Here is a 25,839-nt window from a genome sequence, read left to right on the forward strand (position 1 = left end):
TCATGACCGATCACCGACATGACGAAGAGTTCTACAAGCGTGACCGCCCGGCCCACCCGACGCTGGAGGAGGACCGGCCCCGCGGAGGGAAGCCGAAGGAGAAGGCACCTGCGAAGTACCGCGGGTCCTGGAGCATGGTGGCGATCATCGTCGTGATCGTCCTTCTGGTCGTTCTCGGCATCGCGCTCTTCCCCTGAGGGCGGGCCGCGTGAAAGCAGGGGCGGTCGTCGGCGGTCCGAGGGCCGCGCAGGGCATGGAACGGTCGGTGAGAGGCGGGAGAAGGAGGCATTCCGTGGACCGGGACCGGTATGAGGGGTCCGCCGACCACCTGGGGGAGGTGCGGTGAAGGCGGAGCACCGGCCACCGACCCCGTCCGCGGAGTCCGAAGTCCGCCGTCCCGGGGAGAGGTTCGCCGACGCGGCGGACGGGCGGCTGCCCGTGCTGGACGGTGGGGGACGACTGCTGCGCAAGGCATTCCCCGAGCACTGGTCGTTCCTCCTCGGCGAGATCGCGCTCTACAGCCTGATCGTGCTGATCGTGACCGGCGTGTGGCTGACGCTCTTCTTCAAGCCGGCGATGCACGAGGTCGTCTACCACGGGCCGTACGTGCCGCTGCGCGGGACGCTGGTGTCGGAGGCGTTCGACTCGACCCTGCACATCAGCTTCGAGGTGCGCGGTGGTCTGCTCATGCGACAGATGCACCACTGGGCCGCGTTGGTGTTCGTCTCCGCGATCGGGCTGCATCTGCTGAGGATCTTCTTCACCGGTGCCTTCCGCAGGCCGCGGGAGATCAACTGGATCATCGGTGTCACGCTGTTCCTGATCGCCCTGGCCGAGGGCTTCGCGGGCTACTCGCTCCCCGACGACCTGCTCTCCGGCACGGGACTGCGCATCGCCCAGGGCATCATGCTGTCCCTGCCGGTCGTGGGGACCTACGTCAGCATGTTCGTCTTCGGGTCCCAGTACCCCGGCGAGGACATCGTGTCCCGGCTGTACCCCGTGCACGTCCTGCTGCTGCCCGGAGCGCTGCTCGCCCTGGTCGCCGTGCACCTGATCCTGGTCTTCCACCTGAAGCACACCCAGTGGCGCGGCCCGCGCGCGACCAACCGGAACGTCATCGGCAAGCCGCTCTTCCCGCAGTTCGCCGCGTCCTCCATCGGCCTGTCCCTCATGGTCTTCGGCGTCACCGCGATGCTCGGCTCAGTCGCCCAGATCAACCCGGTGTGGACGTACGGCCCCTATCGGCCGGACCAGGCGTCGACCGGCTCGCAGCCCGACTGGTACGTCGGCTTCCTGGAGGGATCGCTGCGGCTCATGCCGCGCTGGGAGACGACCGTCGCCGGCCACACGATCATGTGGAACGTGCTGCTGCCGGGGGTCGTCCTGCCGCTGCTGCTGTTCGCCGTCCTGTACGCCTACCCGTTCGTCGAACAGCGGCTGACGGGGGAGCGGCACCGGGAACAGCACCTGTGCGACCGGCCGCGGGAACGCCCGGTGCGCACCGGGCTCGGCATCGCCGGGATCACCTTCTACGGCGTCCTGCTGCTGGCCGGCGGCAACGACATCGTGGCCGCCACCTTCCAGATCTCGCTGAACTCGCTGACCTGGACCCTGCGCATCGCCCTCGTGGCGGCGCCCGTGGTCGCCTTCCTGCTCACCCGCCGACTGTGCCACGCCCTGCTAGAGGCGGAGCAGGAGCGCCTGGCCGAGGGCGAGGAGACCGGGGAGGTGCGGCAGACCGTGGAGGGCGGGTACGACAGCGGCCACGAGCCGGTGACCGACTTCCGGCCGGGAGCGCCGAGGAAGCCGCTCAGCTCCCTCGAGCCGCGTACTGGAACACCATCCCGAGAACACCCCGAGCCAGCACCCCGAGGCCGATGAGGAACAGCCACAGCCCGAAGACCACACCGGTCGCGGCGAGGGCGAAGCCGAGCGCCGTGACCACGGGCCACGGGCTGTGGGCCGGGAAGAACTCCAGCGGGCCGGCCGCGTCCATCACCTCGGCGTCCTTGCGGTCCTGCGGACGACGCCCCTTGCGCCGGTACTGCACGGCGCAGAAGAAGGCGACCAGGGCCGCCATCCCGAAGGCGATGACCAGGCAGGCCGTACCCGCCGGATCCCTCGACCAGGCGCCGTAGAGGACGGCGGAGCCCGCGAAGAACACGGCGACGCCGCCGAAGAGCATGGCCTCGGTTTTCATCGCGCTCCCTCCTCGAGGGACTGCCGCAGGGCCTGGGGATGGTGCAGCTCGAAGGCGGGCGAGTCGGACCGCACCCGGGGCAGGGCCACGAAGTTGTGGCGCGGCGGCGGGCAGGATGTCGCCCACTCCAGCGAGCGGCCGTAACCCCAGGGGTCGTCTTCGGTGACCCGTTCGCCGTACCGCGCGGTGTGCCAGACGTTGTACAGGAATGGCAGGGTGGAAACGCCCAGCAGGAACGCGCCCGCGGACGAGAGTGTGTTCAGCAGGGTGAAGCCGTCGGCCGGCAGGTAGTCGGCGTAGCGGCGGGGCATGCCCTCCGTGCCCAGCCAGTGCTGGACCAGGAAGGTGAGCTGGAAGGCGGGGAACAGCAGCCAGAAGTGCAGTTTGCCGAGCCGCTCGTCCAGCATCTTCCCGGTGAACTTCGGCCACCAGAAGTAGAAGCCCGCGAACATCGCGAACACCACGGTGCCGAAGAGGACGTAGTGCAGATGCGCCACGACGAAGTACGAGTCGGTGACGTGGAAGTCGATCGGCGGGGAAGCGAGGAGCACGCCGCTCAGGCCGCCCAGCAGGAACGTCACCAGGAAGCCGAGCGACCACAGCATCGGCGTCTCGAACGACAGCGACCCGCGGTGCATCGTGCCGATCCACGCGAAGAACTTGATCCCCGTCGGGACCGCGATCAGGAACGACATCAGGGAGAAGAACGGCAGCAGCACGGCACCCGTGGTGAACATGTGGTGCGCCCACACCACCGCGGAGAGCATCGTGATCGCGGTCGTCGCGCCGATCATCGGCAGATAGCCGAACAGCGGCTTGCGCGAGAACACCGGGAGGATCTCCGAGATCACCCCGAAGAACGGCAACGCGACGATATACACCTCCGGGTGCCCGAAGAACCAGAACAGGTGCTGCCACAGGATGGCGCCGCCGTTCGTCGCGTCGAAGACGTGTGCACCGAACTTCCGGTCGGCCTCCAGTGCCAGCAGCGCGGCCGTGAGCACGGGGAACGCGGGCAGCACCAGGATCGAGGTGAACAGGACGTTCCAGGTGAAGATCGGCATCCGGAACATCGTCATGCCCGGGGCCCGCAGACACATGATCGTGGCGATGAAGTTGACCGCGCCCAGTGTCGTCGACACACCGGTCACCACCAGGCCCATCGTCCACAGATCGCCGCCGGCGCCGGGCGTGCGGTAAGCGCTGTTCAGCGGGGCGTACGCGAACCAGCCGAACGAGGCGGCCCCGGAGGGCGTCAGGAACCCGGACACCACCATGAGGCCGCCGAACAGGTACATCCAGTACGACAGGGCGTTCAGGCGCGGGAACGCCACGTCCGGGGCACCGATCTGCAGCGGCATCACCGCGTTGGCGAATCCGGCGAACATCGGGGTCGCGAAGAGCAGCATCATCACTGTGCCGTGCATCGTGAAGAGCTGGTTGTAGAAGTCCTCGGACATGAACTGCAGGCCCGGACGGGCCAGCTCGGCCCGCATCGCCATCGCCAGCAGACCGGCGAAGAGGAAGAAACAGAACGCCGTGACCATGTACAGACGACCGATCACCTTGTGGTCGGTCGTCGTCATCCAGTTCAGCACCGCGCGACCGAGAGGGGAGGGGACGGTGGCCTTTCGCCGGAGGTCCGCGGTGTATTCCGACAGTTCTGTCATCGTCCTCCTCCATGCGCCGTCGCCCGCGGTGTCACACCCGGCGCAAGGGCCGGACGGCACGCGGGCGCATCGCGGGTGCCCCGGCTCGGCCGGTGGAAACCGGTCGGGAGGAGGAAGAGGCCACCGTGCGCCCCCGCGCTTGAAGCCCGTTCGGCGACCCGGTTCCGCCGCCGTCGCAGGCGCCCGCGAGCGGAGGGTTCATTTCCGGCAGCGGGGTACCCGGAAAAAATGCTGACGATCTCTCTTCAACTAGCCGCTTCCGATGCCGCCTGGGGCATGCTCGGCGCCTTCGTCGGCGGTCTCCTCATCGCGGGAGCCCTGGTATGGGCCGTCCGGCTCGGCATCAGGGTGCGACGCCGGGAGTCGGCGCCGCCGCGTCCCTCCGAGCAGCCGATCCGGCCGACCTCCGGACCCGTCATGGAGTCCCGGGAGGTCAGGGAGCCGAACGAGGTTCCGCGTGCGCAGGACGAAAGCGAGCGTCTCACGCCGCACGAGGTCCACGCCTCCGGCACCCGGCGCAGCGGGCAGCAGAAGCGCCCGCGCTGGAACTCCGGCTCCAGCGGCTCCTTCGGCAGCGGGGGCTCCGGCGCCACCTGACCGGAGGTGGCCCGTTCCGGCGGACCGTCGCGGCGCGGGAGACCGCGCCGCAGCCGTGCAGGACCGCGCCCATCGGGTACTCGGCGCCTGAGCGGCGGTGACCGGAACCGCCGCCCCGGGGAAGCCCTGGGGAGACCTGGGAGACCTGTGGAGAAGGGACAAGTCATGGCCCAGCACGTACGCGACATCATGACCGCCGAGCCCGTCAAGGTCGAACCGCAGACCTCGCTGGCGACGGTGGCGCAGATCATGCGCGATCGGGACATCGGAGCCGTCCTCGTCACCGAGGAGGACCATCTGCGTGGACTGGTCACCGACCGCGACCTCGTGGTGCGCGCGCTCGCGGAGGGAGCCGACCCGCAGGAGACGACGGTGGCTCGCGCGTGCAGTGAAGAGCTGGTCACCCTGACCCCCGACGAGGACCTGGACCGCGCGGTTCAGGTGATGCGCGAGCACCACATCCGTCGTGTCCCCGTCGTCGAGGGCGGAGAGCCGGTGGGGATCATCTCCCTCGGCGATCTGGCCGTGGAGCGCCAGCCGGAGTCGGCGCTCGGCGACATCAGCGCGGCGGAGCCCAACGTCTAGGACACCACGTGCGGGAGGATCCGGGGCCGGGCATCAGCCCGGCCCCGCTGTCGCGCGTACGGCCCGGCGCGGTGCTCGGCGGCGTCAGGGGCGCGGACGACCGGCCTCTTCGGCGCGCTCGGCGTCCCGCTTCTTGATGCGCGCGGCCTCCTTGCGGACCTCGGCCTGGGTTGCGCGCTCCTTCTCCAGCCACTCGGGCCGGTCCTTCTTCAGCGCCTCGATCTGCTCCGTGGTGAGCGCCTCGGTGACTCCGCCGCGTGCGAGGCCGGCGATGGAGACGCCCAGCTTCGCCGCGACCACCGGGCGCGGGTGCGGGCCGTTGCGTCGCAGCTCCCGCAGCCACTCGGGCGGGTTGGCCTGGAGCTCGCTCAGCTCGGCCCGGGAGACGGCACCCTCCTGGAACTCGGCGGGGGTGGCGGGGAGGTACACACCCAGCTTCTTCGCCGCGGTGGCGGGCTTCATCGTCTGGGTGGTCTGCTGCGACTTCATGCTGTCCAGACTATCGGCCGGATTCGGGCGCTTCGACCACGCCCGGTAGCCTGGCGGGGTGACAGGCACGGATGCATCCCCCTCGTTCCGGCTCGTGTACGTCCCCGGGGCGACGCCCGCCAAATGGGTGCGGATCTGGAACGAGCGCCTGCCCGATGTACCCCTCACCCTGCTTCAGGTGCCGGCGGCGGAAGCGCCCGAGGTGCTGCGCGGCGGCGAGGCGGACGCGGGGCTCGTACGGCTGCCGGTGGACCGCACTGTCTTCAGCGCGATCCCCCTTTACACCGAGACCACGGTGGTCGTCGTTCCCAAGGACCACGTGGTGGCGGCCGTCGACGAGGTGTCCTGCGCCGACCTCGCCGACGAGGTCGTCCTCCACCCCCTCGACGATGTCCTGGGCTGGGAGCGACCGCCGGGCGAGCCTGCTTTCGAGCGCCCTGCCACCACGGAGGACGCCATCGAACTCGTGGCGGCGGGCGTGGGTCTGCTCGTCGTCCCCCAGTCGCTGGCGCGGCTGTACCACCGCCGCGACCTCACCTACCGCCCGGTCGTGGACGCGCCCCAGTCGAGCGTCGCCCTGTCCTGGCCCGAGAACGCGACCAGCGACCTGGTGGAGGACTTCATCGGGATCGTGCGCGGACGGACGGTCAACAGCACCCGGGGCCGCACCCCCGCCCAGCCCTCCGCCGAACCGAAGCGTCAGCGCACCGACGCGGCAGGGACCCGGCGCAAGCCCGCCCCGGGGAAGTCGACCGGCCGCAGTCCCCGCAGCGGTTCCGGCGGCCCCAAGGCCGCGCGGCATGGCAAGCCCCGTCGGCGGTCGTGACCGCGGCCGGCACTGTGCGAGAAACGACAGGACCCGGCGCGGAAGGATCGTGACCAGGGTCTCCGGCCGACGGCTCGGAGCCTCGCCGCAGGAGCCCTCCGAACCCGCCGCCACCCCCGCTCACCACGTGTCGACGAACCCCCGCCCGGGTGCGTCGCGGGGCCCCTCCCAACCGTCCAGGGCCGCCAGCACCCAGCGCCGCGAGTCCGCCGGATCGATCACCGCGTCGATGTCCAGGGCCGCCGCCGCATTGACCGCCTTCCCCTGCTCGTACAGCTCGGCGACCCGTTCCTCGAACGCGCGGGCCCGCTCCTCGGGGTCCCGGATCGCCGCCAGCTCCCTGCGGTAGCCGAGACGGACCGCGCCCTCCAGTCCCATGCCGCCGAACTCGCCCGTGGGCCAGGCGGCGCAGGCGAGCGGCGCGCGGGTGGAGCCGCCCATCATCGCCATCGCGCCCAGCCCGTACGCCTTCCTGAGCACCAGGCTCACCAGCGGCACCCGCAGGTTCGCGCCCGTCACGAACATGCGGGCGAAGTGCCGTACCGTCGCGGTCCGTTCTGCGTCCGGTCCCACCATGAAACCGGGCGTGTCGCACAGCGAGACGACCGGCAGGCCGAAGGCGTCGCACAGCTGGAGAAAGCGCGCCGTCTTGTCCGCGGCGTCCCGGTCGAGGGCTCCGCCCAGGTGCCCCGGATTGTTCGCGATCAGGCCCATCGGGCGGCCCTCGATCCGCGCCAGAGAGGTCACCACGCCCACGCCGAAGGCCCGCCGCAGCTCCAGCACCGACCCCGTGTCGGCCAGCGCCTCGATCACCGTGCGCACCTCGTACGCCCGCCTGCGGTTCTCCGGAACGGCGTGCCGCAGCAGTCGCTGGTCCGGTGTCTCCCAGGCCGTCCGCGTTCCTTGGAAGTACGACAGGTAGCGGCGCGCCACCTCCACCGCCTCCGCCTCGTCGGCTGCCGCCACGTCCACCACCCCGTTCGGTACCTGGACCGACAGCGGCCCCACCTCCTCGGGCCGGAACACGCCGAGCCCGCCGCCCTCGATCATCGCCGGACCGCCCATGCCGATCGTGGCCTCCGGCGTGGCGATCACCACGTCGCAGCAGCCGAGGAGGGCCGCGTTGCCCGCGAAACAGCGCCCCGAGGCGATGCCGATCAGTGGGACGAGACCGCTGAGACGGCCCATCTGGTGGAACGTGGTCAGCTCCAGGCCCGAGACGGAGATGCCGTCCGTGTCACCCGGGCGGCCCCCGCCGCCTTCCGCGAACAGCACCACCGGCAGCCGCCGCTCCTCGGCGATCTGCAGCATCCGGTCGGTCTTGCGATGGTTCTGCAGGCCCTGCGTGCCCGCGAGGACCGTGTAGTCGTACGACATGACGACGCACGGCTCGCCGTTCACGCGCCCGGTGCCGGTGACCATGCCGTCCGCCGGAGTCGCCCGGATCAGGTCCTCCAGCGAGCGCCGGCGCCGCTGCGCCGCGATCGCCAGCGCACCGAACTCGGTGAACGACCCCTCGTCGCACAGGTCCTCGATGTTCTCGCGCGCCGTCCGTCGGCCGGAGGCGTGCCGCTTGGCGACGGCCCCCCGGCGATGCTCGTCGAGGCCGAAGGTGTGCCGCCGCATCACCTCCGCGAGATCGGGCCGCACGGCGTCCAGGTCCACCGCCGGGATGCCGCCGTCCTGGCGCGGATCGTCGTCGGTGACGTCGAGCTCCACCAGGGCCCGTCCCTCGGACACCGTGTCCCCCACGCGCGCGTGCACCGCGCGGACGACCCCGGAGCCCGGTGCGCGGACGACGTGCTCCATCTTCATCGCCTCCAGCACCAGCAGCTGCTGCCCGGAGCGCACGACGTCACCCGGCGCGACCGCGAACGAGAGCACCGTGCCACTCAGCGGTGCCCCTACCGTGCCGTCCGCCCACCCGGCCGCCACGCTCGATTCCTCGGGCAGCAGTTCCGGCAGGTGCCGCTCGACGAATCCCGTGTGCGACCAGAACCCGGGCTGAGCGAGGACCGCCCGCAGCAGCGGGACAGACGTCCGAACCCCCTCGATCGCGAACTCACCGAGCGCGCGGCGGGCCCGGGCGCAGGCGGCCTGCCAGCCGCCGTGCGGGATGTGTGCCACCACCTTGGCGAGCAGTGCGTCGTGGCGCACGCCGACCTCGGCGCCCGCGCGGACCGCCGTGTCGACCCTGATCCCCGGGCCCGTCGGCACGTCGAAGCGCGTCAGCCGCCCGGACGACGGCCGCACCGTGCCGTCCGCCTCCGTCACCTCGGCGTTGACCCGCGCCTGCACGGCGAAACCGCGCGGCGGATCGGGCGGTCCCGCCAGTCCCAGCGACGCCAGCGACTCGCCCGCCGCCAGGCGCAGTTGTACGGCCACCAGATCGACGCCGGTCACCTCCTCGGTGACCGTGTGCTCCACCTGGAGCCGTGGATTGGCCTCGATGAAGTGGAACTCCTCGCCCCGCACCAGGAATTCGAACGTGCCGAGCCCGGTGTAGTGCGCGGCCCGCGCCAGCCGCACGGCGGCCGACACGAGTGCGGTCCGTACGTGGGCCGGGAGTTCGGGCGCGGGCGCGATTTCGACGAGCTTCTGGTGCCGGCGCTGAGCGCTGCAGTCCCGCTCCCACAGATGCGTGAGGGCGCCGTGCGCGTCGCCGAGGATCTGCACCTCGATGTGCCGTGCGCCCTCCAGCAGCCGCTCGGCGTAGCCATTCCCATGTCCTGGCGTTGCGATGACATGAGAAGTGGGGGCGGACGGACGACGGTGACTCACCCGGCGCTGAAGAAGTTGAAGAAGATCTTCACGGCTCCGGATCCGGGGCTGTTCCGGCTGCGCGTGTCGCTGCGTGCGGTGCTGGGCATCGGCCTCGCCGTGACCGCTTGCGAAGCGGCCGGGCTGCCGCTGTCGGCCTCGGTCACCGGCGGGCTCGCCGCGCTGCTGGCGCTGTTCACGGTCGCCGACCCGACCGTGCGCGGCCAGGCGGTCACCACCGCGCTGCTGGCCGCCGTCGGCCTTCCGGTGCTCACGGTCGCGACCGCCCTGCACGATGTGCCGGCGGTGCAGGACGCGGTCTGGCTCGTGGTCGTCTTCGGCGGTGTGTACGCCCGTCGCTGGGGGCCGCGCGGGCATGCGCTCGGCATCTTCGCCTTCATGACCTTCTTCGTCGCGCAGTTCCTGCACGCCGTTCCGGGGCAGCTGCCGGAGCTGTACGCGGCCGTGGCGCTCTCGCTCGCCACCGCCTCGGCGGTGCGCTTCGGGGTGTGGTGTGTCGAACGCCGTACGCCGCTGCCCGCCGCGTCCGCACCGCTCGGCGGCCGCGGCCTCGCCCGGCCCGCCACCCGCCAGGCCTTCCAGGCGACCGCCGCTTGCGCCTTCGCCGTCGCAGCGGGCCAGGTGCTGTCCCACGAGCGCTGGTACTGGGCCGTCGGCACCGCCTGGTGGATCTTCGTGAACACCGCCTCGCGCGGCGAGACGCTGGTGCGCGGCTTCCGGCGGGTCGTCGGCACGGTCACCGGCATCGTCGCCGGGCTGCTGGTTGCGGTGCCGCTGCACGGCGCCCCGACGCCCACCGCCGTGCTCGTCGCCGTCTGCGTCTTCGGCATCTTCTACACGGCGGCCCCGTCCTACAGCTGGATGATGTTCTTCGTCACCGTGATGGCGGGCCTGCTCTACGGCCTCCTCGGCGTGCTGCACCCGGGGCTGCTCGCTCTGCGCCTCGCGGAGACGGGCGTGGGGGCCCTGAGGGCGGCCCTCGCTGTCGCGCTCGTCCTGCCGATCACCACGCACACGGTCACCGACCAGTGGGTGCGCCGGGCCGTGCACGCGGTGCACGCCTGCACCGCCGCGGCGGCACGGCGGCTCGCGGGCGACCCGGAGGCGGACCCCGCGTCGCGCGCGGCGGAGCTCGAGGCACTGCTGGGGCGCGTCCGGCAGGCGCTCGCGCCGTTGGTGCATCCGCTGAACCCGCTGCGGGCGCGCAAGGCCCGGGCCCGCCAGGTTCTGGCGCTGCTCGACGAGTGCGCCCGTCGAACGCGCGGCCTCGTCGCCGTCGCCGCGGACCCGGACGCCTCGCACGACGCCCGTCTCACGGAGGCATGCCGCCGCGTCGAGACCGCGGTGGAGGCGCTGCTCGGAGCGGTCCCCGAACGCGCCCTGACGTCTCCCGCGGGCGTCCCGGGCCACCACCCCGGCGCCGAGCAGGCCCTCGGCCACCTCCACGGACTGGAACGGGCCCTGACCGCCCTGGCCGTTCCGCTGCAGGGTTCGTCCCCGATCCGGGTCTGACGCCGGCCACCCCCGCAGCGGGGTCGGCGGCAGGCTTTGCCCGTGACACGACCAAGGGCCCGCTCCTCCGGGGAGCGGGCCCTTGGTCGTACGGGTGTCCGGTGGGGTCAGCGGACCGGCGTCCCCTGCGGCTGCTGCGGGGCGATGCCCAGCGCCGTCGTGTACTTGCCGAGCGCCAGCTTGCCGATGGCCGGGTACGGGCCGAGCGCCTCGGCGGCGGGGCAGCCCGCTTCCTCGGCGGCCGCCTCCAGCAGCCCCGGCTCGAGCTCCGGACCGATCAGGTACGGCGCGAGCGCCAGCTGCTGCGAGCCCGAGGAGCGCAGCTGCTCGGCCACGGACGTGATGGAGCCCTCCTGGTCCAGCGCCGCCGCCATCACCGGGACGGCGAGCCGCGCGGCCAGCAGCATGCCCGTGATCCCGGCCGCCTGCACGGCCTCGTCGCCGCCGACGGAGGCGAGGATGATGCCGTCCGCGGCCGTCGCGACCGTGAACAGGCGGGCGCGGTCGGCGCGGGCCAGACCGGCCTCGGACAGGCGCACGTGCAGCGCCTCGGCGAGCAGCGGGTGCGGGCCGAGGGCATCGGTCAGGTCGGCCGCGACCCGGCTGTCCATGACGGCCTGGCGGACCCGGCGCAGCAGCGCGCTGTCCGGCCCGGCCAGCAGCGGCACCACCACGGCGACGGGGCCGTCGGGCTCCTTGACCTCTAGGCCCGCGGCGACCGCCTGCTCGTAGCGCGCGGTGCGCTCCTCGGCTGTGTGCGTGAGCACGGACTTCAGCGCCGGGAACTCCGAGTCGTCCCCGTCCAGGTAGCCGATGCGCGCGTCCAGACCGGGCAACTCGGAACGCGCGATGCTCACGACCTCCTCGGCGAGGCTGCGCGTGGCGGCGCTGGGCGTGCCCGGCACCGCGAGGACGAGCGCAGGCGCGCCCTCGGGAGCCACCAGGGGTTCCGGGCGGCGGTGCCGCCCGGGCTGGCGGGGTCGCGGCATTCGTACAGGCAGGCCGGATGCGGGCCCAGTGGGGGAACTCATGGCGCCGCATGCTACTGGCTTTGTGGGCTCCCCTGTTCGGGGAGGGTGCAGGTGAGCGGTATCCGTCCGGTTTTGTCTGATGAGTTACGTGCGGATGAGAAGTGATCGATACGGTGTGACTTTTCCCCCGCGTACGAGGACGTAACTTCCCTCTCCCGGCAAGGGGGAATCACTCGCTCATTTCGGTCACGACATGCAACAGGTGTTCGTCGTCGGGAAGTGTGAGTGAATCGTTCGCGAGTGCGAGCGTGATGCGTACGGCGCCGTACAGGGGGTCGCCCTCGGCGGGGACCAGGCGTGCCTGTGGCACCTGGCGCGCCAACTCGCGCCGCAGCGGTGCCAGAAGGGGCTCGCCCACCCGGAACAGGCCCCCGGTGAGGGCGACGCGCGGCTCGCCCGAGGCGGGGCACACGACGGCTGCGGACTCGGCCATGTGCCGGGCGGCCGCGCGCAGGATTCCGTCGGCGACCGGGTCGTCCGCGGCGCATGCGGCCACTTCGGGAGCGAACGAGGCCAGTACGGCCGCCCGGTCGGGGCGCGGATACACCTTGCCGGGCAGGCCGGTGACCGGGCCGAACATCGCCTCGGCCCGCGCCAGCAGACGCTCCGAACCGCCGGGCCGCCCGTCATGCGCGCGCAGCGCCGCCTCCAGCCCGGCCCGCCCGATCCACGCGCCGCCACCGCAGTCGCCCAGCAGATGACCCCAGCCGTCCGCCCGGTGCCAGCTCGTCAGATCCGTGCCGAGCGCGATCAGGCCGGTGCCGGCCGCCACCACTGCGCCGGGGCGTGCGCCGAGTGCGCCCGCGTAGGCGGTGACGGCGTCCGCGACCAGCGCCACCCTGCGTACACCGAGCTCACGGGCCAGCGCGCCGGGAAGCCGGTCGCGCAGGTCGTCGCCCAGCGTGGCCAGTCCTGCCGTCCCGACCGCGACCGCCCGCACTTCCGCACCACCGGCGTCCGCCAGCAACCGCCGTGCGATCGGCAGGAGTTGTTCCAGCAGGTGCCCGGCATCGATCCCCCGGGCCCCGGTACGCACCGGCTCCCGGGACGTGCGCGGGACCGTCGCCGCCGAGGCCGGGCCGCCTCGCGGGGCGAGGGCGACCCGCAGGCCGGAGCCCCCGGAGTCCACGGCGAGCACGGCTTCCGGCACCGCGCCGGGTACGTCCGCCGACGGAAGGGGCCCCGGCCCGGAATATGTCATGGCAGACGCCAGTCCACCGGCTGCCCACCCTGCCTGATCAGCAGGTCGTTGGCCCGGCTGAACGGCCGTGAGCCGAAGAAGCCCCGGTCCGCCGACATCGGGGACGGGTGCGCGGACTCGATCGCCGGGAGATCGCCCAGCAGCGGGCGCAGATTGCGCGCGTCGCGGCCCCACAGGATGGACACCAGCGGCTTGCCGCGCCCGGCCAGCGCCCGGATCGCCTGCTCGGTGACCTCCTCCCAGCCCTTGCCACGGTGGGCCGCAGGACGGCGCGGAGCCGTGGTGAGCGCCCTGTTGAGCAACAGCACGCCCTGCCCGGTCCACGGGGTGAGGTCGCCGTTGGACGGCTGGGGCAGGCCCAGGTCGGCGTTCAGCTCCCGGAAGATGTTGATCAGGCTGCCCGGCAGCGGCCGTACGTCCGGAGCGACTGAGAACGACAACCCGACCGCGTGGCCCGGTGTGGGATAGGGGTCCTGGCCGACGATCAGGACGCGGACCTCGTCGAAGGGCTGCTGGAAGGCCCGCAGGACGTTCGGTCCCGCCGGGAGGTAGGTGCGCCCCGCGGCGATCTCCGCGCGCAGTAAGTCCCCCATCGCGGCGATCCGTTCGGCCACCGGCTCCAGGGCCTTCGCCCAGCCTGCTTCGACGATTTCATGCAACGGTCGTGGTGCCACGGGCGTCACCCTACTGCCGCGCGCGCACCGGCGATCAACCGGTGACCCATGGGTGACCGGGAATGATCGCCTGGCGGGTGAACAGGGGCCTCAACCGGCGGATTGATGTCGGATCAGGCGATCACCGCCGCCCGTACGCACAGCACGTCCGGCAGATGGGAGGCGAGCTGCTGCCAGCTGTCACCGTCGTCCGCCGACGCGTAGACCTCGCCGTTGCGGTTGCCGAAGTAGACGCCCGCCGGATCCGCGTCGTCCGTGCACAGGGCGTCGCGCAGGACAGTGCCGTAGTGGTCCTCGGCCGGCAGCCCGGCCGTGAGCGGCTCCCAGCTCTTGCCCGCGTCCGCCGTCCGGAACACGCGGCATCGGTGGCCGGCCGGGACGCGGTCCGCGTCCGCGTTGATCGGGAAGACGTACGCCGTGTCCCCGCGGTGCGGATGGGCGGCCACGGCGAACCCGAACGTCGACGGCAGGCCCTCGCCGATGTCCGTCCAGTGGGCGCCCGCGTCGTCGCTTCTGTACACCCCCCAGTGGTTCTGCAGATAGAGCCGGTCGAAGGCCGCCGCGTCCTGCGCGATCTTGTGCACGCACTGGCCGAACTCCGGGTTCGGATCGGGCAGGAACACCGCGGAGACACCGGAGTTGGAGGGCTCCCAGCTCACGCCGCCGTCCCGGGTGCGGAAGACGCCGGCCGTCGACACGGCGACCGTCACGGCCCTCGGGTCCCGTCTGTCGGTGACCACGGTGTGCAGGCCCTCGCCACCTCCGCCCGGCACCCACTTGTCGCGCGTCGGGTGCTCCCACAGGGGGCGCACCAGCTCGAAGCTCTCGCCGCGGTCCTCGGAGCGGTACAGCGCGGCCGGTTCCGTGCCCGCGTACACCACGTCCGGCTCCGCCGCGGCCGGGTGCAGCTGCCAGACGCGCTCCAGTGAAGCGCCGGTGTCCTTGGGGAACTTGACGGCGGCCCGCGCGGGCTCCGTCCAGGTGCGGCCCAGGTCGTCGGAGTGGAAGACCGAGGGCCCCCAGTGCGAGCTGTCGCCTCCCGCCAGCAGGCGCGGGGTGGCGCCGCGGGTGTCGATGGCCACCGAGTAGACGGCCTGTGCGTTGAAGTACGGGCTTTCGTCGAACTGCCAGGCGCCGCCTCGTCGCCGCGCGATGAACAGTCCTTTGCGTGTGCCCACGGTGAGCAGTACCTCGGCCATGCCGGCCACCTCCGAAACGCCGTTGTCCCAGACATGGGCCAGTCTGCACCCCGGCACTGACAGTCACCCCTGTGGACGGAGTCACCGCTGGTCAGAGCCGTGTTTCCGGAGAGCGGAGAGGAAGCGCGCCGGGCGACAGGCGAGTCTTGGGGGCTTTCGCGCGGGGGCCGTGGACCCGCGGGCCGGCGGACGTCGGGTGAGCAGCGGGAGGCCCGCTCGCGTATGGGAGGGCGGTCGGGGGGTGTCCGTGCATGCGTGAGGAGGATGCCATCGATGAGGTGGCTGTCGTCGATGACGTTCCGCGGTCGCGGGGTGTGGCTGTGGCGGTGGCGGCGCAATCCGCTGCGGCGCCGCAGCGATGCGCTGGAGGCCTGGGTGGTGCTGGCGGTCTGGGCCGTGACCGTGGTCGGGGGAGTGCTGACGGGATGGGCGGCGACGCACTCGGTGGAGCGAGGGCTGGCCGAGGAGCGGGCGCGGTGGCACCCGGTCGTGGCCCTGCTCACCCAGGACGCCCCGAAGGGCGGCGCCGCCGGGGGGCAGCGGGTGTGGGCGAAGGTGCGGTGGACGGGGCAGGACGGTTCGTCGCACGCCGGGCAGGCCCGGGTGGCCGCCGGCAGCCCCACGGGCACGGCCGTCACCGTGTGGACGGACCCCGAGGGCTCCCTGGTGACACAGCCCGCCACCGAGTCCCAGGCGCAGGTCCGCGCGGCCACGGTCGGGCTGCTGGTGGGGGCCGGCGCGGCGGCGGTCCCGTTCGTGGGCGGACGCATCCTGCGCGAACGCATGGAACGCCGGCGCATGGCGCAGTGGGACGAGGCCTGGGCGCGGTTCGGGCCGCTGTGGGGCCGGATGACGGGCTGACCGGCGACCGGCCCCAGGCGACCTGACCGTCGTCGATGTGCCGACGCCCTGGGGACACACCGCCGGGCGAGTCCCCAGTGCGCTCGACGTCCGCGCGGGTGGGCGAGGGCTGGATCAGACGGAACGGTGGTACTGGTCCGGGATCCGCACCTCGCCGCCCAGTTCGCGGGCCGCGAGGCGGGCGAAGGAGGGGTTGCGGAGCAGTTCGCGGCCCAGCAGTACCGCGTCCGCCTCCCCGTTGACCAGGATCTTCTCGGCCTGCTCGGGCTCGGTGATGAGTCCGACCGCGGCCACCGGCAGGGACGTGTCCGTCTTCACCCGGGCGGCGAAGGGCACCTGGTAGCCGGGGCCCGTCGGGATGCGGACGCCCGCCGCGTTGCCGCCGGTCGAGACGTCGAGGAGGTCCACGCCGTGCGTCTTGAGGTCGGCCGCGAGGCGGACCGTGTCGTCGGCCGTCCAGCCGCCCTCGTCCAGCCAGTCGGTGGCCGAGACGCGGAAGAACAGCGGCTTGTCCTGCGGCCACACCTGCCGCACCGCGTCGACGACCTCGAGCGCGAAGCGGGTGCGGTTCTCGTACGAGCCGCCGTAGGCGTCCGAGCGGTGGTTGGAGTGCGGGGAGAGGAACTCGTTGATGAGGTAGCCGTGCGCGCCGTGGATCTCCACGACCTCGAAGCCGGCGGCCAGGGCGCGGCGGGCCGCGTCCGCGAACCGCCCCACGATCTCCTGGATGCCGGTCACGGTCAGCTCGGTCGGCACGGGGTGGCGTGCGTCGAACGGCACTGCGCTCGGCGCGAGCGGCTGCCAGCCGTACGCCTCGGCGCCGACCGGCGCGCCGCCCTTCCAGGGCCGGTCCGTCGACGCCTTGCGGCCGGCGTGCGCGAGCTGGATCGCCGGAGTCGTGCCCTGCTCCTTGAGGAAGCCCGTGATCCGCTGGAACGCCTCGACCTGCGTGTCGTTCCACAGGCCGAGGTCGTACGGGGAGATGCGCCCTTCGGGCGAGACGGCGGTCGCCTCGACGACGATCAGTCCCGTGCCGCCGGTCGCGCGCGCCGCGTAGTGCGCGAAGTGCCAGTCGGTCGGCGCGCCCGTGGCGGGTCCCTCGGGCGCCGCCGAGTACTGGCACATCGGAGGCATCCAGAGGCGGTTCGGGACCGTCACATCGCGCAGGGTGAAGGGTTCGAAGAGCGCGCTCACAGCGGACTCCATTCGGTGCGGTGCCGACAACGACCCTCGTACGATAGTGTTCGTAGTACGGTGGATGTCAAACTACGATGGTCCTCGTACCATAAAGGCATGAGGGGGAGTCTCCCGGACGCCCCGCCGGACGGACCCCCGGACGAACTGGAGCTGTTGTGACCCCCGCCGCCCCCGCTCTCGGCAGTCGCGACCTTCCGCACCCGGTGCGTGAGGACATCCGTCTGGAGGCCGTGCTGCACGCGCTGTCCGACCCCATGCGGCTGCGGATCGTGCGGGAGCTCGCCGCCGTCGGCGACGAGCTCTCCTGCTCGCACTTCGATCTGCCCGTCACCAAGTCCACCAGCACGCACCACTTCCGGGTGCTCCGCGAGAGCGGGGTGATCCGGCAGGTCTACCGGGGCACGGCCAAGATGAACGGTCTGCGCAGGGACGACCTAGACGACCTCTTCCCTGGGCTCCTCGACACCCTCCTCGCCGCCGCCGCGCGCCAGGCCGTCCGCCTCCAGGACGGCTGAACCGGCCTTCGAGGGCAGGTGGTTGAAGAGCAGATTCAATACGATCGCGGTCAGACAGCCGGCGCTGATGCCGCTGTTCATCACCGTCTGGAACCAGTCCGGGAACTTCACGTAGACCGTCGGCACCCCGACCGGCAGCATGCCGACCGCCACCGAGACGGCCACCACCGTCAGGTTGTGGTTGCCCCGGAAGTCGACGCCGGCCAGCGTCCGCAGTCCGCTCGCGGCGACCGTCCCGAACATCACCAGACCCGCCCCGCCGAGCACCGGCGCCGGAACGGCCGCGACCACCGCCCCCAGCTTGGGCAGCAGACCCAGCAGTACGAGCATGCCGCCGGAGGCCGCCACGACCCAGCGGCTGCGCACCCGGGTCATGCCGACCAGGCCGACGTTCTGGGCGTACGCCGTGTACGGGAAGGTGTTGAACACGCCGCCGAGGATGGTCGAGAGCCCGTCGGCCCTCAGGCCGTCCGCGAGGGAACGCGGCTCGGCCCTGCGGCCGGTCATCTCGCCGACCGCGATCAGGTCGCCGGTGGTCTCGGTCATCGTCACCACCGCGACCACCAGCATGGACGCGATCGCCGAGGCGTGGAAGACGGGCGTACCGAAGTGGAACGGCGTGCTGATCCCGACCCAGTCGGCGCGTCCTACCCCGCCGAAGTCCGTGAAGCCGAACGGCACCGCGACCGCCAGCCCCACCACGATGCCGATCAGCACCGCGATCCGGCTCAGGAACGCCGGCGCGAAGCGCTGCACCGCGAGGACGACCAGCAGCACGAAGGCCGCGAGGGCCAGATTCCTCGGCTCCCCGAAGTCCTTCGAACCCTGGCCGCCGGCGGCCCAGTTGCCGGCCACCGGCAGCAGCGACAGGCCGATGATCAGGATGACCGTACCGGTGACGAGGGGTGGGAAGAAGCGCAGGAGTCTGCCGAAGACGGGCGCCAGCAGCACGATCGCGAGGCCCGCGACGATCACCGAGCCGTAGATGGCGGGGAGTCCGCCGCCCGTCGTCCCGATGAGCACCATGGGGGACACGGCGGCGAAGGTGCAGCCCTGCATGATCGGCAGCCGTACGCCGAAGCGCCAGAAGCCGACGCACTGGATGAGGGTCGCGATGCCGCACACCAGCAGGTCGGCGGTGATGAGATAGGCGAGGTCGGCGGCCGGCAGTTTCATGGCGCCGCCGACGATGAGCGGTACCGCCACGGCGCCGGCGTACATGGCGAGGACGTGTTGCAGGGCGTAGGCGGCGAGTTGGCGTATCGGGGGGACTTCGTCAACGGGGTGCACGGTGGGCATGGGGAGAACGTAAGCTCCTTGAACAGTTTGTTGATTTCAGGGGTGTTGCGGGACTGTGTCGTGCGCAGCGGCCATCAGCGACTGCCAGTCCGGGAGTTTCACCACTCCCCGGCCCAGCGACGCCCCGAGCGCCGCCTCCGCCCGTTCGATCGCCAGCCATCCCGGCCACTCGACCGGCCGCACACCCTCCGCCCGCAGGGCCGCGAGCGCGTCGTCCGGGACCTCGCGGGCGGCAAGGCCGGACGCGTCCTGGAGCAAGGAGGTCACCGTCTCCTTCGCGCAAGGGCGGTTCGTGCCGATGACGCCCGTCGGGCCCCTCTTGATCCACCCCGCCACGTACTCGCCGGGGGAGACCTCGCCGGCACGCAGCACCCGGCCCGCCCGATGCGGCACGGTGCCGGTCTTCGCGTCGAACGGGAGGCCCTCCAGCGGCACTCCGCGGTAGCCCACCGAACGCAGCACGAGCTGTGCCTCGAAGTCCTCGTAGCGCCCGCTGCCGGTGACCCCGCCCTGTCCGTCGGGCAGCGTCCGCTCGAAGCGCACGGCGCCCACCCGGCCCCCGTCGGCCATTAGTTCGACCGGACGCAGGAAGAACCGCAGCCGGATCCGCCGCGCCGCACCGCTCGGTGGTGTCGCGGCCCAGCCGCGCAGCACCTCCACGTTGCGGCGCTGGGTGGCCGGCAGCCCGGACGGATCGACGTACGCCGGGTCGAGCGCCAGTTCGGCCTCGTCCACAACCACGTCGGTGTCCGGCAGGGCGCCCAGCTCGCGCAGTTCCTTGGTGGTGAAGCGGGCCTGGGAGGGGCCGCGCCGCCCCACCATGTGGATCTCCGTGACCTTGTTGGCGGCCAGTGCGGTGAGCGCCGCCTGCGGCATGTCGGTGGGGCTCAGGTCCGCCACCTCGCGGGCCAGCATCCGGGTCACGTCGACCGCGACGTTCCCGACGCCGATCACCACGGCCGCCCGCGCGTCGTGCAGGAAGCCCTCCTCCACGGAGTCCGGGTGTGCGCTGTACCAGGACACGAACTCGGTGGCCGACCAGCTGCCGGGCAGGTCCTCGCCGGGGATGCCGAGATGCCGGTCGGTGGCGGCGCCCACGCAGTAGACCACCGCGTGGTACAGCTCGCGCAGGCGGGCGGGCGGCACCCCGCCCTCGCCCACCTGGACGCCGCCGAGGAAGCGGATCCGCTCGTGCTCCAGGACCGTGCGCAGATTGTTCTGCAGGGACTTGATCTTCTCGTGGTCGGGGGCCACGCCGTACCGCACCAGTCCGTACGGGCACGGCAGGCGGTCGAGAACGTCGACGCGCACCTGTGGATCCTGCTGTACCAGGCCCTGGGCGGTGTAGACCCCGCTCGGACCCGAGCCGACGACGGCGACATGCAGCACGGCGGAACTCCCTCGTGGAGGAGATCGCTGGTGGCTCCAGCATTGCACCGCGCACGGCGGGAGGGGAGGGGGGCGTGCCGCTGGGCCGACGGGGTGCGGTGCGCGTTCCTTCTGTGCGTGGCTCTCCGCATGGTATGTGATCATTCGCTTACGTTCCGTGTGTGCTGGAAGTGTCCTTTCAGGATTTTTCCGATCGATCCCGGTCGGATGTACCGGTGGCCGTGTGGCCTGCCTGGGAACTGCGGGAGCACGGGAGTGTCACGTCGTGGTACGCGGTCCGGCTCGATCTGCCCGACGGGGGCCGGATCGACGTCCTCGCCGTGGTCGCGGGCGGCGGCGTGTCGATCGAGGAGGTGCGGGCCCAGCCGCCCCTGTCGCTCGGCGATCTGACGGCCCTCGCGGACTGGATCGAGGAACCGTTGCTCGAGGCGACCGGTGTGGACTCCCGGTCGCCGTACGAGCACCTGGGGGCGCCGGCGGACCGGCACCCTCCCGCCTGGCCGCGCGGTGTCGAGGGGTGGCGTCTGGTCGCCGAGGAGTACCGCGCGGCACAGACCGAGGGCGTCGACCCGGTGTACGCGGTCATGTGTGCGACAGGGCGAAGCCGGCGCCGCTCGCTGAAACTGATCGCCGGAGCGCGCGATGCCGGATTCCTGACGCCACGTCATGCCCGGGGCTGACCGGGCGGGGTCCGCGCGCGAGCGAACCCCTCACAACATCTCGCGCATCCGGCTGATCTCGCTCGTCTGCTGTGCGATCACGTCGTCGGCCATCTCCTCGATCTGGATGTTGTTGCCCTCGGCCTTCACCTCCGTCGCCATCCTGACGGCGCCGCCGTGATGAGTGATCATCAGCTTGAGGAACAGCTCGTCGAACGCCTCGCCCTTCGCCGCGCGCAACTGCTTCAGCTGGGCCTCGGTCGCCATCCCCGGCATCGCGTCGTGCTGGTGGGGGCTGCCGTGGTCGTCCTTCGCGTGCGCCGCCAACCAGGCTTCCATCGCGGCGATTTCAGGCTTCTGTGCGGCCGTGATCCGTTCCGCGAGTCGTTTCACCCGGTCCGACTCCGCCCGCTGCGGTGCCAGTTGTGTCATCTCGAGCGCCTGCCGGTGATGTTCGATCATCATGCGCGCGTAGGAGAAGTCCGCCGCGTTCGGAGTGTCGTCCTCCGCGCGCCGCTTGCCGGCCTCCTCCGCGGAAAGCGTCTGTGCCGCCTCGCCGGGCTTCCCCGGGGCGATCACGGAAGGGCCGCCCCCGACGGCCGAGTTGCCGCCCGACCCGGAGTCGCACCCGGTGAGCAGGGCGATCGCCAGCGGCAACGCCGCCAGCGACATGACGGACGCACGGCGGCGGAGAGCGCGCGCGTGACCAAAGACGTTCGTTACGGGTGTATTGCCATCTATTGATCTTCCCATGAGAAAGACGATACTTCGGGGGTCCGTGAACCGTTCAAGCCCGAACGGCTACCAGGGAGGACACAGCGACCCTGTCCCACGACCACCGAACGCGGCGCAGACGCCTGGGAATCGGCGCCGTCACGGCCGGACTCCTGGCCGCACTGCTCATGGCCCAACCCGCGGCCGCCACCCCCGATCCCGGAGACGTCCCCGCCTCCCGAGAGGTGTCCAAGAGCACCGAGACCCAGGCGAGGAAGGCGATCGCGGACGGCGAGATACCCGGCCAGGACGAGATCGTCCACTCCGCCAACGTCCAGCACCTCGCCAACATCCCCAAGGACGCGCTCCCCGGCTTCAACTCGGACCTGGCGTTCCAGGGCAGATACGCCTTCGCCGGCAACTACGACGGCTTCCGCATCTTCGACATCGCCGACCCCAAGGCGCCGAAGACGGTCGCCCAGGTCCTGTGCCCCGGCTCGCAGAACGACGTCTCCGTCTCCGGCAATCTGCTCTTCCTGTCCACCGACTCCTCGCGCAGCGACAGCAGTTGCAACAGCACCACGCAGCCCGCGACCGAGAAGTCGTCCTGGGAGGGCATGAAGGTCTTCGACATCACCGACAAGAAGAACCCCAGGTATGTCGCCGCCGTCGAGACCGCCTGCGGCTCGCACACGCACTCGCTGGTGCCGAAGCGCGACAACGTCTACATCTACGTCTCGTCGTACTCGCCGAGCAGCACGTTCCCCGACTGCCAGCCGCCGCACGACGGCATCTCGGTCATCAAGGTGCCGCGCAAGGCGCCCGAGAAGGCCGCGGTGGTGAGCTTCCCGGTGCTCTTCCCCGGTGAAGGACCGGACGGCGGCGGCAACCCCGGCGCACCCACCAACCCGGGCGTCTCCAAGACCACCGGCTGCCACGACATCACCGTGCTGCCCTCCAAGGACCTCGCGGCGGGCGCCTGTATGGGCGACGGCATCCTGATGTCCATCAAGGACCCGGAGCATCCGAAGGTCATCGACCGGGTCCAGGACAACGTGAACTTCGCGTTCTGGCACTCGGCCACCTTCAACCAGAAGGCGGACAAGGTCGTCTTCACCGACGAGCTGGGCGGAGGCGGCGGGGCCACCTGCAACGCGCAGACCGGCCCGAACCGCGGCGCCGACGGCATCTATGACATCGTCGGCAAGGGCGAGAGCCGCAAGCTCGTCTTCCGCGGCTACTACAAGATCCCGCGCCACCAGGCGGACACCGAGAACTGCGTCGCCCACAACGGGTCGCTGATCCCGGTCAAGGGTCGCGACCTCATGGTCCAGGCCTGGTACCAGGGCGGCGTCTCCGTCTGGGACTTCACCGACTCCGCGCACCCCGAGGAGATCGCCTACTTCGAGCGCGGACCGCTCACCACGGACACCCTCACCGTGGGCGGCTCCTGGTCGGCGTACTACTACAACGGGTACATCTACTCGAACGACATCGCCAAGGGGTTCGACGTCCTGAAGCTGACCGACCGCCGCACGGACCCCGCGCAGCGGGTCCGGCTCGATGAGCTGAACGTCCAGACCCAGCCGGACTACTTCGGCTGACCGCTGCTCTCCGGCGGGCGGTCCTCCGTCGCGAAGAACCGCGACAGATCCGCGTCGTAGGCCTCGTCGGTCCCCTCGGGGGCCGGCGGGGCACCCATCTCCCAGGCGAGGCCGTACCGCTTGAACAACTCGGCCCGCAGGACGGCAAGCGGCATGGGAACGCCCGGCACCAGCGCCGCGTAGACCGCGCCCATCAGCAGGGCCCGCAGCATCGGGTAGTCGGTCTCGGGGGCCGCCGAGCCGTGCCGTGCGACCGTGTCCCGCAGCAGCTCCCCCAGCCGCTGCTGCTCGGGGCACTGCACGAACCCCTCGGCCTGCAGGATCCCCGCCATGTGCTGCCGCATCAGCACGCGGTGGTGCACGGTCAGGCCCAGGATCGCGTCGATGGCCCGCGCCATCCGCTCCCGGCCGTCCTCCGTGCGCGGCTCGCGCTCCAGCGCCTCCTGCAGGGTGCGGTGCATCAGCCGGTGCACGGCCGACTGGAGGAGCTGCCGCTTGCCGGGGAAGTAGTACGACACCAGGCCCCGCGCGGAGCCGGCGCGGTCCGCGATGTCGCCGAGGGTGGTCGCGTCGTAGCCGCGCTCGCTGACCAGTTCGACGGCCGCGTGCAGAAGCCGCTCGCGGGAACGCCGCCGCAATTCTTCATTGACCGAGGCGCTGCGCGGCGACATCCTGGACTCCTGCGTTGACTGGCTGCCAGCCAACTATACTCAGTGCGTCCCGGGACCGCGCCTCGCAGGCCGGCCCCGGACGGCGCCTGCCCCGGGCCACACGGGGGATGGTCCAGGGCAGGCGCGCACCCCTCCTCTCCCGCCACCGGTGTCGCACAGCCGGTGAACCCTCCCTAGAGTGGTCAGCAGTCACCGAGGAGGCGTACAGACATGGATCAGGACCAGATCCTGGGCAGGATTTCGGCCATGGTGGAGGAGGAGCGCGCTCTGCGGGAGGCGGTGTCGTCCGGCCGCATCGACAGTGCGACGGAACAGGAGCGCCTCGGCGACCTGGAACGCGCCCTGGACCAGTGCTGGGACCTGCTGCGCCAGCGCCGCGCGAAGGCCGAGTTCGGCGAGAACCCGGACGAGGCACAGGTCCGCCCGGCGTCGCAGGTCGAGGGCTACGAGAGCTGAGAGCCTGTGTCACATCCCAGCCGGGCGCCGCGCGCCGCCTGGCACGTACTCCCCCAAGCTCTTCGAGCAGGGGTGATCCCCAGCCGCATTGCCGAAACGTCCTGGTAGCTCCGCCACGAGGACGCTCCGGCGCCTTGCGATCGCACCAGACGACGTGCGCTGATCCGGCTGGGGATGTGACACAGGCTCTGACAGCCGAGGCGCGCGCCCGGCTCAGTCGATCAGGTCCAGCATCGGACGGAGCCCGTCCGGGCGCTCGGTCACGGTGCGGTGCTCCACGAAGTGCACCGCGCAACCCAGGTCCGCCGCGCCGCCGTCGGCGCGGCGGTCGTCGCCGACCATCAGCGTGTCCTGCGGGGCGACGCCGAGCGCGTCTCAGGCGAGCGCGAACAGCCGGGTGTCCGGCTTCTGGATGCCGTGTTCGTACGACAGCACGTACGCGTCCACATACCGGTCGACGCCGTGCTCGCGGAAGACCGGCCGCAGGTCCCAGCCGATGTTGCTGACCACGCCGACGGCCACCCCGCGCTCGCGCAGCGCGGCCAGCACCTCCACCGTGTCGGGGTAGGGCCGCCAGGCGGCGGACGTCATATGACGGTCGTACAGCGCGTCGTGCAGCCGCGCATCCGGCAGTCCCACCCGGCGGGAGAGCCCGGTGAACGCGGCCCGGTGCGCCTCGGCGCTGCGGTCACGCACCGCCCAGAGCGCGGCCAGGTCATCCGGCAGTGGCCCCGTGGGGGAGGCACCGCCCGCCAGCGCGCCCGCGGCCTCCAGCTGCCCCGCCAGCCGCAGCAACTCGCTTTCGGGCAGCGTCACGTCGGCCTCCGCGAGCACCGCGCGCAGCCACGACTCGGTCGACTCGATGCGGAAGAGGGTCCCGGAGAAGTCGAAGAGCACGCCTTTGATCGCCATGGGGCCGATCCTTCGTGACACACCCCCCACGGTCAAGGACGCCGTTCGCGCCGGACCGGCTCTTCCTCCCCTTGGCACCACCGTTCGTACGACGCCACCGTGAGCGCGACCAGCAGGGCCCCCAGCAGCCAGCCGCCCAGCACGTCCGACGGCCAGTGCACGCCCAGCCAGACGCGCGTCAGCCCGACGCCCACGACCGAGACCACGGCCACCGTGAGCGCCGTACGCCACAACAGGCGCCCGGCGCCGAGGCGGTGCAGGAGCCACAGCAGCAGTCCGCACACCGCGGTCGCCGTCATGGCGTGACCGGAGGGGAAGGCCGCGTAGTGGGCGGAGTCGACGGGATTCGGCCACACCGGGCGGGGGCGGCCGACAGCCGCCTTGAGCGCGTTCTGCGCCAGCGCCGCGAGCGCGCACGTGGCCGCCACCCACAGCGCCAGCCGCCACGCTCTGCGCCGCCACAGCAGCCAGACCACGGCGGCAGCGCACAGGGCGCGCATGGTCTGGGGGTCCCACACCCAGTCCGTGAGGACGCGGGCCACGTGCGTGATTCCGCGGTGTTCGACCGCCCAGCGGTGCATGGTGGTCGCGATGTCGCCGTCGAGCGTCATGAGCGGCCGCCAGGAGACGGCGACCAGTACCAGGAGCAGCACTGACGGGGCGGCGAGAGCGGCGGCGGTGAGCGCCGCGGTCCGCGGGGCCGGAGGGCGGGACGGTGAGTCGACAGGCGCGGGGTGCATACCGTGATCCTCGCCGACACGTGCGGCCATGGGTCAAGCCCGGGCCGCCGGGCGCCT

25 protein-coding genes and 1 pseudogene are annotated in these 25,839 nt (G+C 71.8%); 11 read left to right on the plus strand and 15 right to left on the minus strand.

From position 1 onward, the window contains the following. Positions 1-2: 2 nt before the first annotated feature. Both AB0N14_RS18270 and AB0N14_RS18275 read left to right on the plus strand, forming a co-directional pair. Positions 3-197 (plus strand): hypothetical protein, encoded by a 195-nt coding sequence (locus AB0N14_RS18270; RefSeq protein ID WP_366026688.1) that lies wholly within the window; start codon positions 3-5, stop codon positions 195-197. Between the two features lie 241 nt (positions 198-438). Next, positions 439-1,881: a ubiquinol-cytochrome c reductase cytochrome b subunit gene (locus tag AB0N14_RS18275; RefSeq protein ID WP_366026814.1), complete on the plus strand. Its 1,443-nt coding sequence runs from the start codon at positions 439-441 to the stop codon at positions 1,879-1,881. Here AB0N14_RS18275 and AB0N14_RS18280 read toward each other — a convergent pair. After that, positions 1,811-2,200 (minus strand): cytochrome c oxidase subunit 4, encoded by a 390-nt coding sequence (locus tag AB0N14_RS18280; protein ID WP_200420184.1) that lies wholly within the window; start codon positions 2,198-2,200, stop codon positions 1,811-1,813. The two genes, AB0N14_RS18275 and AB0N14_RS18280, sit on opposite strands and share 71 nt — an antisense overlap. Continuing rightward, a complete protein-coding gene (ctaD, locus tag AB0N14_RS18285) occupies positions 2,197-3,870 on the minus strand; it encodes a cytochrome c oxidase subunit I (RefSeq protein WP_366026689.1) in 1,674 nt (557 codons plus the stop codon). Before ctaD ends, AB0N14_RS18280 begins: the two co-directional genes overlap by 4 nt. A 228-nt stretch (positions 3,871-4,098) precedes the next feature. Here ctaD and AB0N14_RS18290 point away from each other — a divergent pair, with 228 nt between their 5' ends. Both AB0N14_RS18290 and AB0N14_RS18295 read left to right on the plus strand, forming a co-directional pair. Further along, positions 4,099-4,467 carry a DUF6479 family protein gene (locus AB0N14_RS18290; RefSeq protein ID WP_366026690.1) on the plus strand — a complete coding sequence of 123 codons (369 nt, stop codon included), beginning with the start codon at positions 4,099-4,101 and terminating at the stop codon, positions 4,465-4,467. Between the two features lie 165 nt (positions 4,468-4,632). Next, entirely contained in the window at positions 4,633-5,052 is a 420-nt protein-coding gene (locus AB0N14_RS18295) for a CBS domain-containing protein (RefSeq protein WP_263233576.1), read from the plus strand. Between the two features lie 84 nt (positions 5,053-5,136). On the opposite strand, the gene AB0N14_RS18300 is transcribed toward AB0N14_RS18295, so the two are convergent. After that, positions 5,137-5,541: a DUF5997 family protein gene (locus tag AB0N14_RS18300; RefSeq protein ID WP_366026691.1), complete on the minus strand. Its 405-nt coding sequence runs from the start codon at positions 5,539-5,541 to the stop codon at positions 5,137-5,139. 58 nt (positions 5,542-5,599) lie between these two features. Between AB0N14_RS18300 and AB0N14_RS18305 the strand changes: the two genes are divergently transcribed. Further along, positions 5,600-6,367, plus strand: a complete 768-nt coding sequence (locus AB0N14_RS18305; protein WP_366026693.1) for a LysR substrate-binding domain-containing protein — start codon at positions 5,600-5,602, stop codon at positions 6,365-6,367. 120 nt (positions 6,368-6,487) lie between these two features. Here the strand turns inward: AB0N14_RS18305 and AB0N14_RS18310 are convergent, their stop codons facing one another. Then, positions 6,488-9,148 carry a carboxyl transferase domain-containing protein gene (locus tag AB0N14_RS18310; RefSeq protein ID WP_366026694.1) on the minus strand — a complete coding sequence of 887 codons (2,661 nt, stop codon included), beginning with the start codon at positions 9,146-9,148 and terminating at the stop codon, positions 6,488-6,490. Between AB0N14_RS18310 and AB0N14_RS18315 the strand changes: the two genes are divergently transcribed. Then, on the plus strand, positions 9,113-10,660 hold the full coding sequence (locus AB0N14_RS18315) for an FUSC family protein (RefSeq protein WP_366026695.1): 1,548 nt from the start codon (positions 9,113-9,115) through the stop codon (positions 10,658-10,660). The genes AB0N14_RS18310 and AB0N14_RS18315 overlap by 36 nt on opposite strands. A gap of 107 nt (positions 10,661-10,767) precedes the next feature. Here the strand turns inward: AB0N14_RS18315 and AB0N14_RS18320 are convergent, their stop codons facing one another. From AB0N14_RS18320 to AB0N14_RS18335, 4 genes are all read right to left on the minus strand, one after another. After that, positions 10,768-11,691, minus strand: a complete 924-nt coding sequence (locus tag AB0N14_RS18320) for a hypothetical protein (RefSeq protein WP_366026696.1) — start codon at positions 11,689-11,691, stop codon at positions 10,768-10,770. 169 nt (positions 11,692-11,860) lie between these two features. Further along, positions 11,861-12,892, minus strand: a complete 1,032-nt coding sequence (locus AB0N14_RS18325; protein ID WP_366026697.1) for a BadF/BadG/BcrA/BcrD ATPase family protein — start codon at positions 12,890-12,892, stop codon at positions 11,861-11,863. Continuing rightward, positions 12,889-13,566, minus strand: a complete 678-nt coding sequence (locus tag AB0N14_RS18330; protein ID WP_366026698.1) for a uracil-DNA glycosylase — start codon at positions 13,564-13,566, stop codon at positions 12,889-12,891. The genes AB0N14_RS18325 and AB0N14_RS18330 overlap by 4 nt, the downstream gene beginning before the upstream one ends. A gap of 113 nt (positions 13,567-13,679) precedes the next feature. Further along, on the minus strand, positions 13,680-14,765 hold the full coding sequence (locus AB0N14_RS18335) for an exo-alpha-sialidase (protein ID WP_366026699.1): 1,086 nt from the start codon (positions 14,763-14,765) through the stop codon (positions 13,680-13,682). A 291-nt stretch (positions 14,766-15,056) separates the two neighbouring features. On the opposite strand from AB0N14_RS18335, the gene AB0N14_RS18340 reads away from it, so the two are divergent. After that, a complete protein-coding gene (locus tag AB0N14_RS18340; protein ID WP_366026815.1) occupies positions 15,057-15,626 on the plus strand; it encodes a hypothetical protein in 570 nt (189 codons plus the stop codon). Positions 15,627-15,740: 114 nt separating this feature from the next. On the opposite strand, the gene AB0N14_RS18345 is transcribed toward AB0N14_RS18340, so the two are convergent. Continuing rightward, complete coding sequence (locus tag AB0N14_RS18345) at positions 15,741-16,820, minus strand: NADH:flavin oxidoreductase/NADH oxidase (protein WP_366026701.1); 1,080 nt, start codon at positions 16,818-16,820, stop codon at positions 15,741-15,743. 158 nt (positions 16,821-16,978) lie between these two features. Between AB0N14_RS18345 and AB0N14_RS18350 the strand changes: the two genes are divergently transcribed. Next, positions 16,979-17,338 (plus strand): helix-turn-helix domain-containing protein, encoded by a 360-nt coding sequence (locus AB0N14_RS18350; protein WP_366026702.1) that lies wholly within the window; start codon positions 16,979-16,981, stop codon positions 17,336-17,338. Here AB0N14_RS18350 and AB0N14_RS18355 read toward each other — a convergent pair. Together AB0N14_RS18355 and AB0N14_RS18360 are read right to left on the minus strand one after the other, a co-directional pair. Next, entirely contained in the window at positions 17,258-18,637 is a 1,380-nt protein-coding gene (locus tag AB0N14_RS18355) for a nucleobase:cation symporter-2 family protein (RefSeq protein ID WP_366026703.1), read from the minus strand. The two genes, AB0N14_RS18350 and AB0N14_RS18355, sit on opposite strands and share 81 nt — an antisense overlap. Positions 18,638-18,673: 36 nt before the next feature. Next, on the minus strand, positions 18,674-20,026 hold the full coding sequence (locus AB0N14_RS18360) for an FAD-dependent oxidoreductase (protein ID WP_366026704.1): 1,353 nt from the start codon (positions 20,024-20,026) through the stop codon (positions 18,674-18,676). Positions 20,027-20,241: 215 nt separating this feature from the next. Between AB0N14_RS18360 and AB0N14_RS18365 the strand changes: the two genes are divergently transcribed. Further along, complete coding sequence (locus tag AB0N14_RS18365) at positions 20,242-20,706, plus strand: DUF6214 family protein (RefSeq protein WP_366026705.1); 465 nt, start codon at positions 20,242-20,244, stop codon at positions 20,704-20,706. Between the two features lie 30 nt (positions 20,707-20,736). Here AB0N14_RS18365 and AB0N14_RS18370 read toward each other — a convergent pair whose 3' ends face one another. Next, complete coding sequence (locus AB0N14_RS18370) at positions 20,737-21,357, minus strand: DUF305 domain-containing protein (protein WP_366026706.1); 621 nt, start codon at positions 21,355-21,357, stop codon at positions 20,737-20,739. A 230-nt stretch (positions 21,358-21,587) separates the two neighbouring features. On the opposite strand from AB0N14_RS18370, the gene AB0N14_RS18375 reads away from it, so the two are divergent. Further along, a complete protein-coding gene (locus AB0N14_RS18375) occupies positions 21,588-23,003 on the plus strand; it encodes a hypothetical protein (protein WP_366026707.1) in 1,416 nt (471 codons plus the stop codon). Here the strand turns inward: AB0N14_RS18375 and AB0N14_RS18380 are convergent. Continuing rightward, positions 22,991-23,674, minus strand: a complete 684-nt coding sequence (locus AB0N14_RS18380) for a helix-turn-helix domain-containing protein (RefSeq protein ID WP_366026708.1) — start codon at positions 23,672-23,674, stop codon at positions 22,991-22,993. The two genes, AB0N14_RS18375 and AB0N14_RS18380, sit on opposite strands and share 13 nt — an antisense overlap. A gap of 210 nt (positions 23,675-23,884) precedes the next feature. On the opposite strand from AB0N14_RS18380, the gene AB0N14_RS18385 reads away from it, so the two are divergent. Beyond that, entirely contained in the window at positions 23,885-24,130 is a 246-nt protein-coding gene (locus AB0N14_RS18385) for a DUF2630 family protein (RefSeq protein WP_366026709.1), read from the plus strand. Between the two features lie 213 nt (positions 24,131-24,343). On the opposite strand, the pseudogene AB0N14_RS18390 reads toward AB0N14_RS18385, so the two are convergent. Together AB0N14_RS18390 and AB0N14_RS18395 are read right to left on the minus strand one after the other, a co-directional pair. Beyond that, positions 24,344-25,042, minus strand: a pseudogene (locus tag AB0N14_RS18390) (HAD-IA family hydrolase). Between the two features lie 32 nt (positions 25,043-25,074). Continuing rightward, a complete protein-coding gene (locus AB0N14_RS18395; protein ID WP_366026710.1) occupies positions 25,075-25,782 on the minus strand; it encodes a phosphatase PAP2 family protein in 708 nt (235 codons plus the stop codon). Between the last annotated feature and the right edge of the window lie 57 nt (positions 25,783-25,839).

Origin of the sequence: Streptomyces sp. NPDC051104 (assembly GCF_040682835.1) — a bacterium.
Lineage (GTDB): Bacteria > Actinomycetota > Actinomycetes > Streptomycetales > Streptomycetaceae > Streptomyces > Streptomyces cynarae.

Bases quoted from the DNA above. Each gene is read 5' to 3' on its own strand.
- AB0N14_RS18380 (WP_366026708.1), bottom strand. From the start codon at position 23,674: ATGTCGCCGCGCAGCGCCTCGGTCAATGAAGAATTGCGGCGGCGTTCC.
- AB0N14_RS18280 (WP_200420184.1), bottom strand. From the start codon at position 2,200: ATGAAAACCGAGGCCATGCTCTTCGGCGGCGTCGCCGTGTTCTTCGCG.
- AB0N14_RS18375 (WP_366026707.1), top strand. From the start codon at position 21,588: ATGGCCCAACCCGCGGCCGCCACCCCCGATCCCGGAGACGTCCCCGCC.
- AB0N14_RS18315 (WP_366026695.1), top strand. From the start codon at position 9,113: ATGAGAAGTGGGGGCGGACGGACGACGGTGACTCACCCGGCGCTGAAG.
- AB0N14_RS18385 (WP_366026709.1), top strand. From the start codon at position 23,885: ATGGATCAGGACCAGATCCTGGGCAGGATTTCGGCCATGGTGGAGGAG.
- AB0N14_RS18295 (WP_263233576.1), top strand. From the start codon at position 4,633: ATGGCCCAGCACGTACGCGACATCATGACCGCCGAGCCCGTCAAGGTC.
- AB0N14_RS18335 (WP_366026699.1), bottom strand. From the start codon at position 14,765: ATGGCCGAGGTACTGCTCACCGTGGGCACACGCAAAGGACTGTTCATC.
- AB0N14_RS18395 (WP_366026710.1), bottom strand. From the start codon at position 25,782: ATGCACCCCGCGCCTGTCGACTCACCGTCCCGCCCTCCGGCCCCGCGG.
- AB0N14_RS18320 (WP_366026696.1), bottom strand. From the start codon at position 11,691: ATGAGTTCCCCCACTGGGCCCGCATCCGGCCTGCCTGTACGAATGCCG.
- AB0N14_RS18270 (WP_366026688.1), top strand. From the start codon at position 3: ATGACCGATCACCGACATGACGAAGAGTTCTACAAGCGTGACCGCCCG.
- AB0N14_RS18300 (WP_366026691.1), bottom strand. From the start codon at position 5,541: ATGAAGTCGCAGCAGACCACCCAGACGATGAAGCCCGCCACCGCGGCG.
- AB0N14_RS18355 (WP_366026703.1), bottom strand. From the start codon at position 18,637: ATGCCCACCGTGCACCCCGTTGACGAAGTCCCCCCGATACGCCAACTC.
- AB0N14_RS18370 (WP_366026706.1), bottom strand. From the start codon at position 21,357: ATGTCGCTGGCGGCGTTGCCGCTGGCGATCGCCCTGCTCACCGGGTGC.
- AB0N14_RS18325 (WP_366026697.1), bottom strand. From the start codon at position 12,892: ATGACATATTCCGGGCCGGGGCCCCTTCCGTCGGCGGACGTACCCGGC.
- AB0N14_RS18340 (WP_366026815.1), top strand. From the start codon at position 15,057: ATGACGTTCCGCGGTCGCGGGGTGTGGCTGTGGCGGTGGCGGCGCAAT.
- AB0N14_RS18290 (WP_366026690.1), top strand. From the start codon at position 4,099: ATGCTGACGATCTCTCTTCAACTAGCCGCTTCCGATGCCGCCTGGGGC.
- ctaD (WP_366026689.1), bottom strand. From the start codon at position 3,870: ATGACAGAACTGTCGGAATACACCGCGGACCTCCGGCGAAAGGCCACC.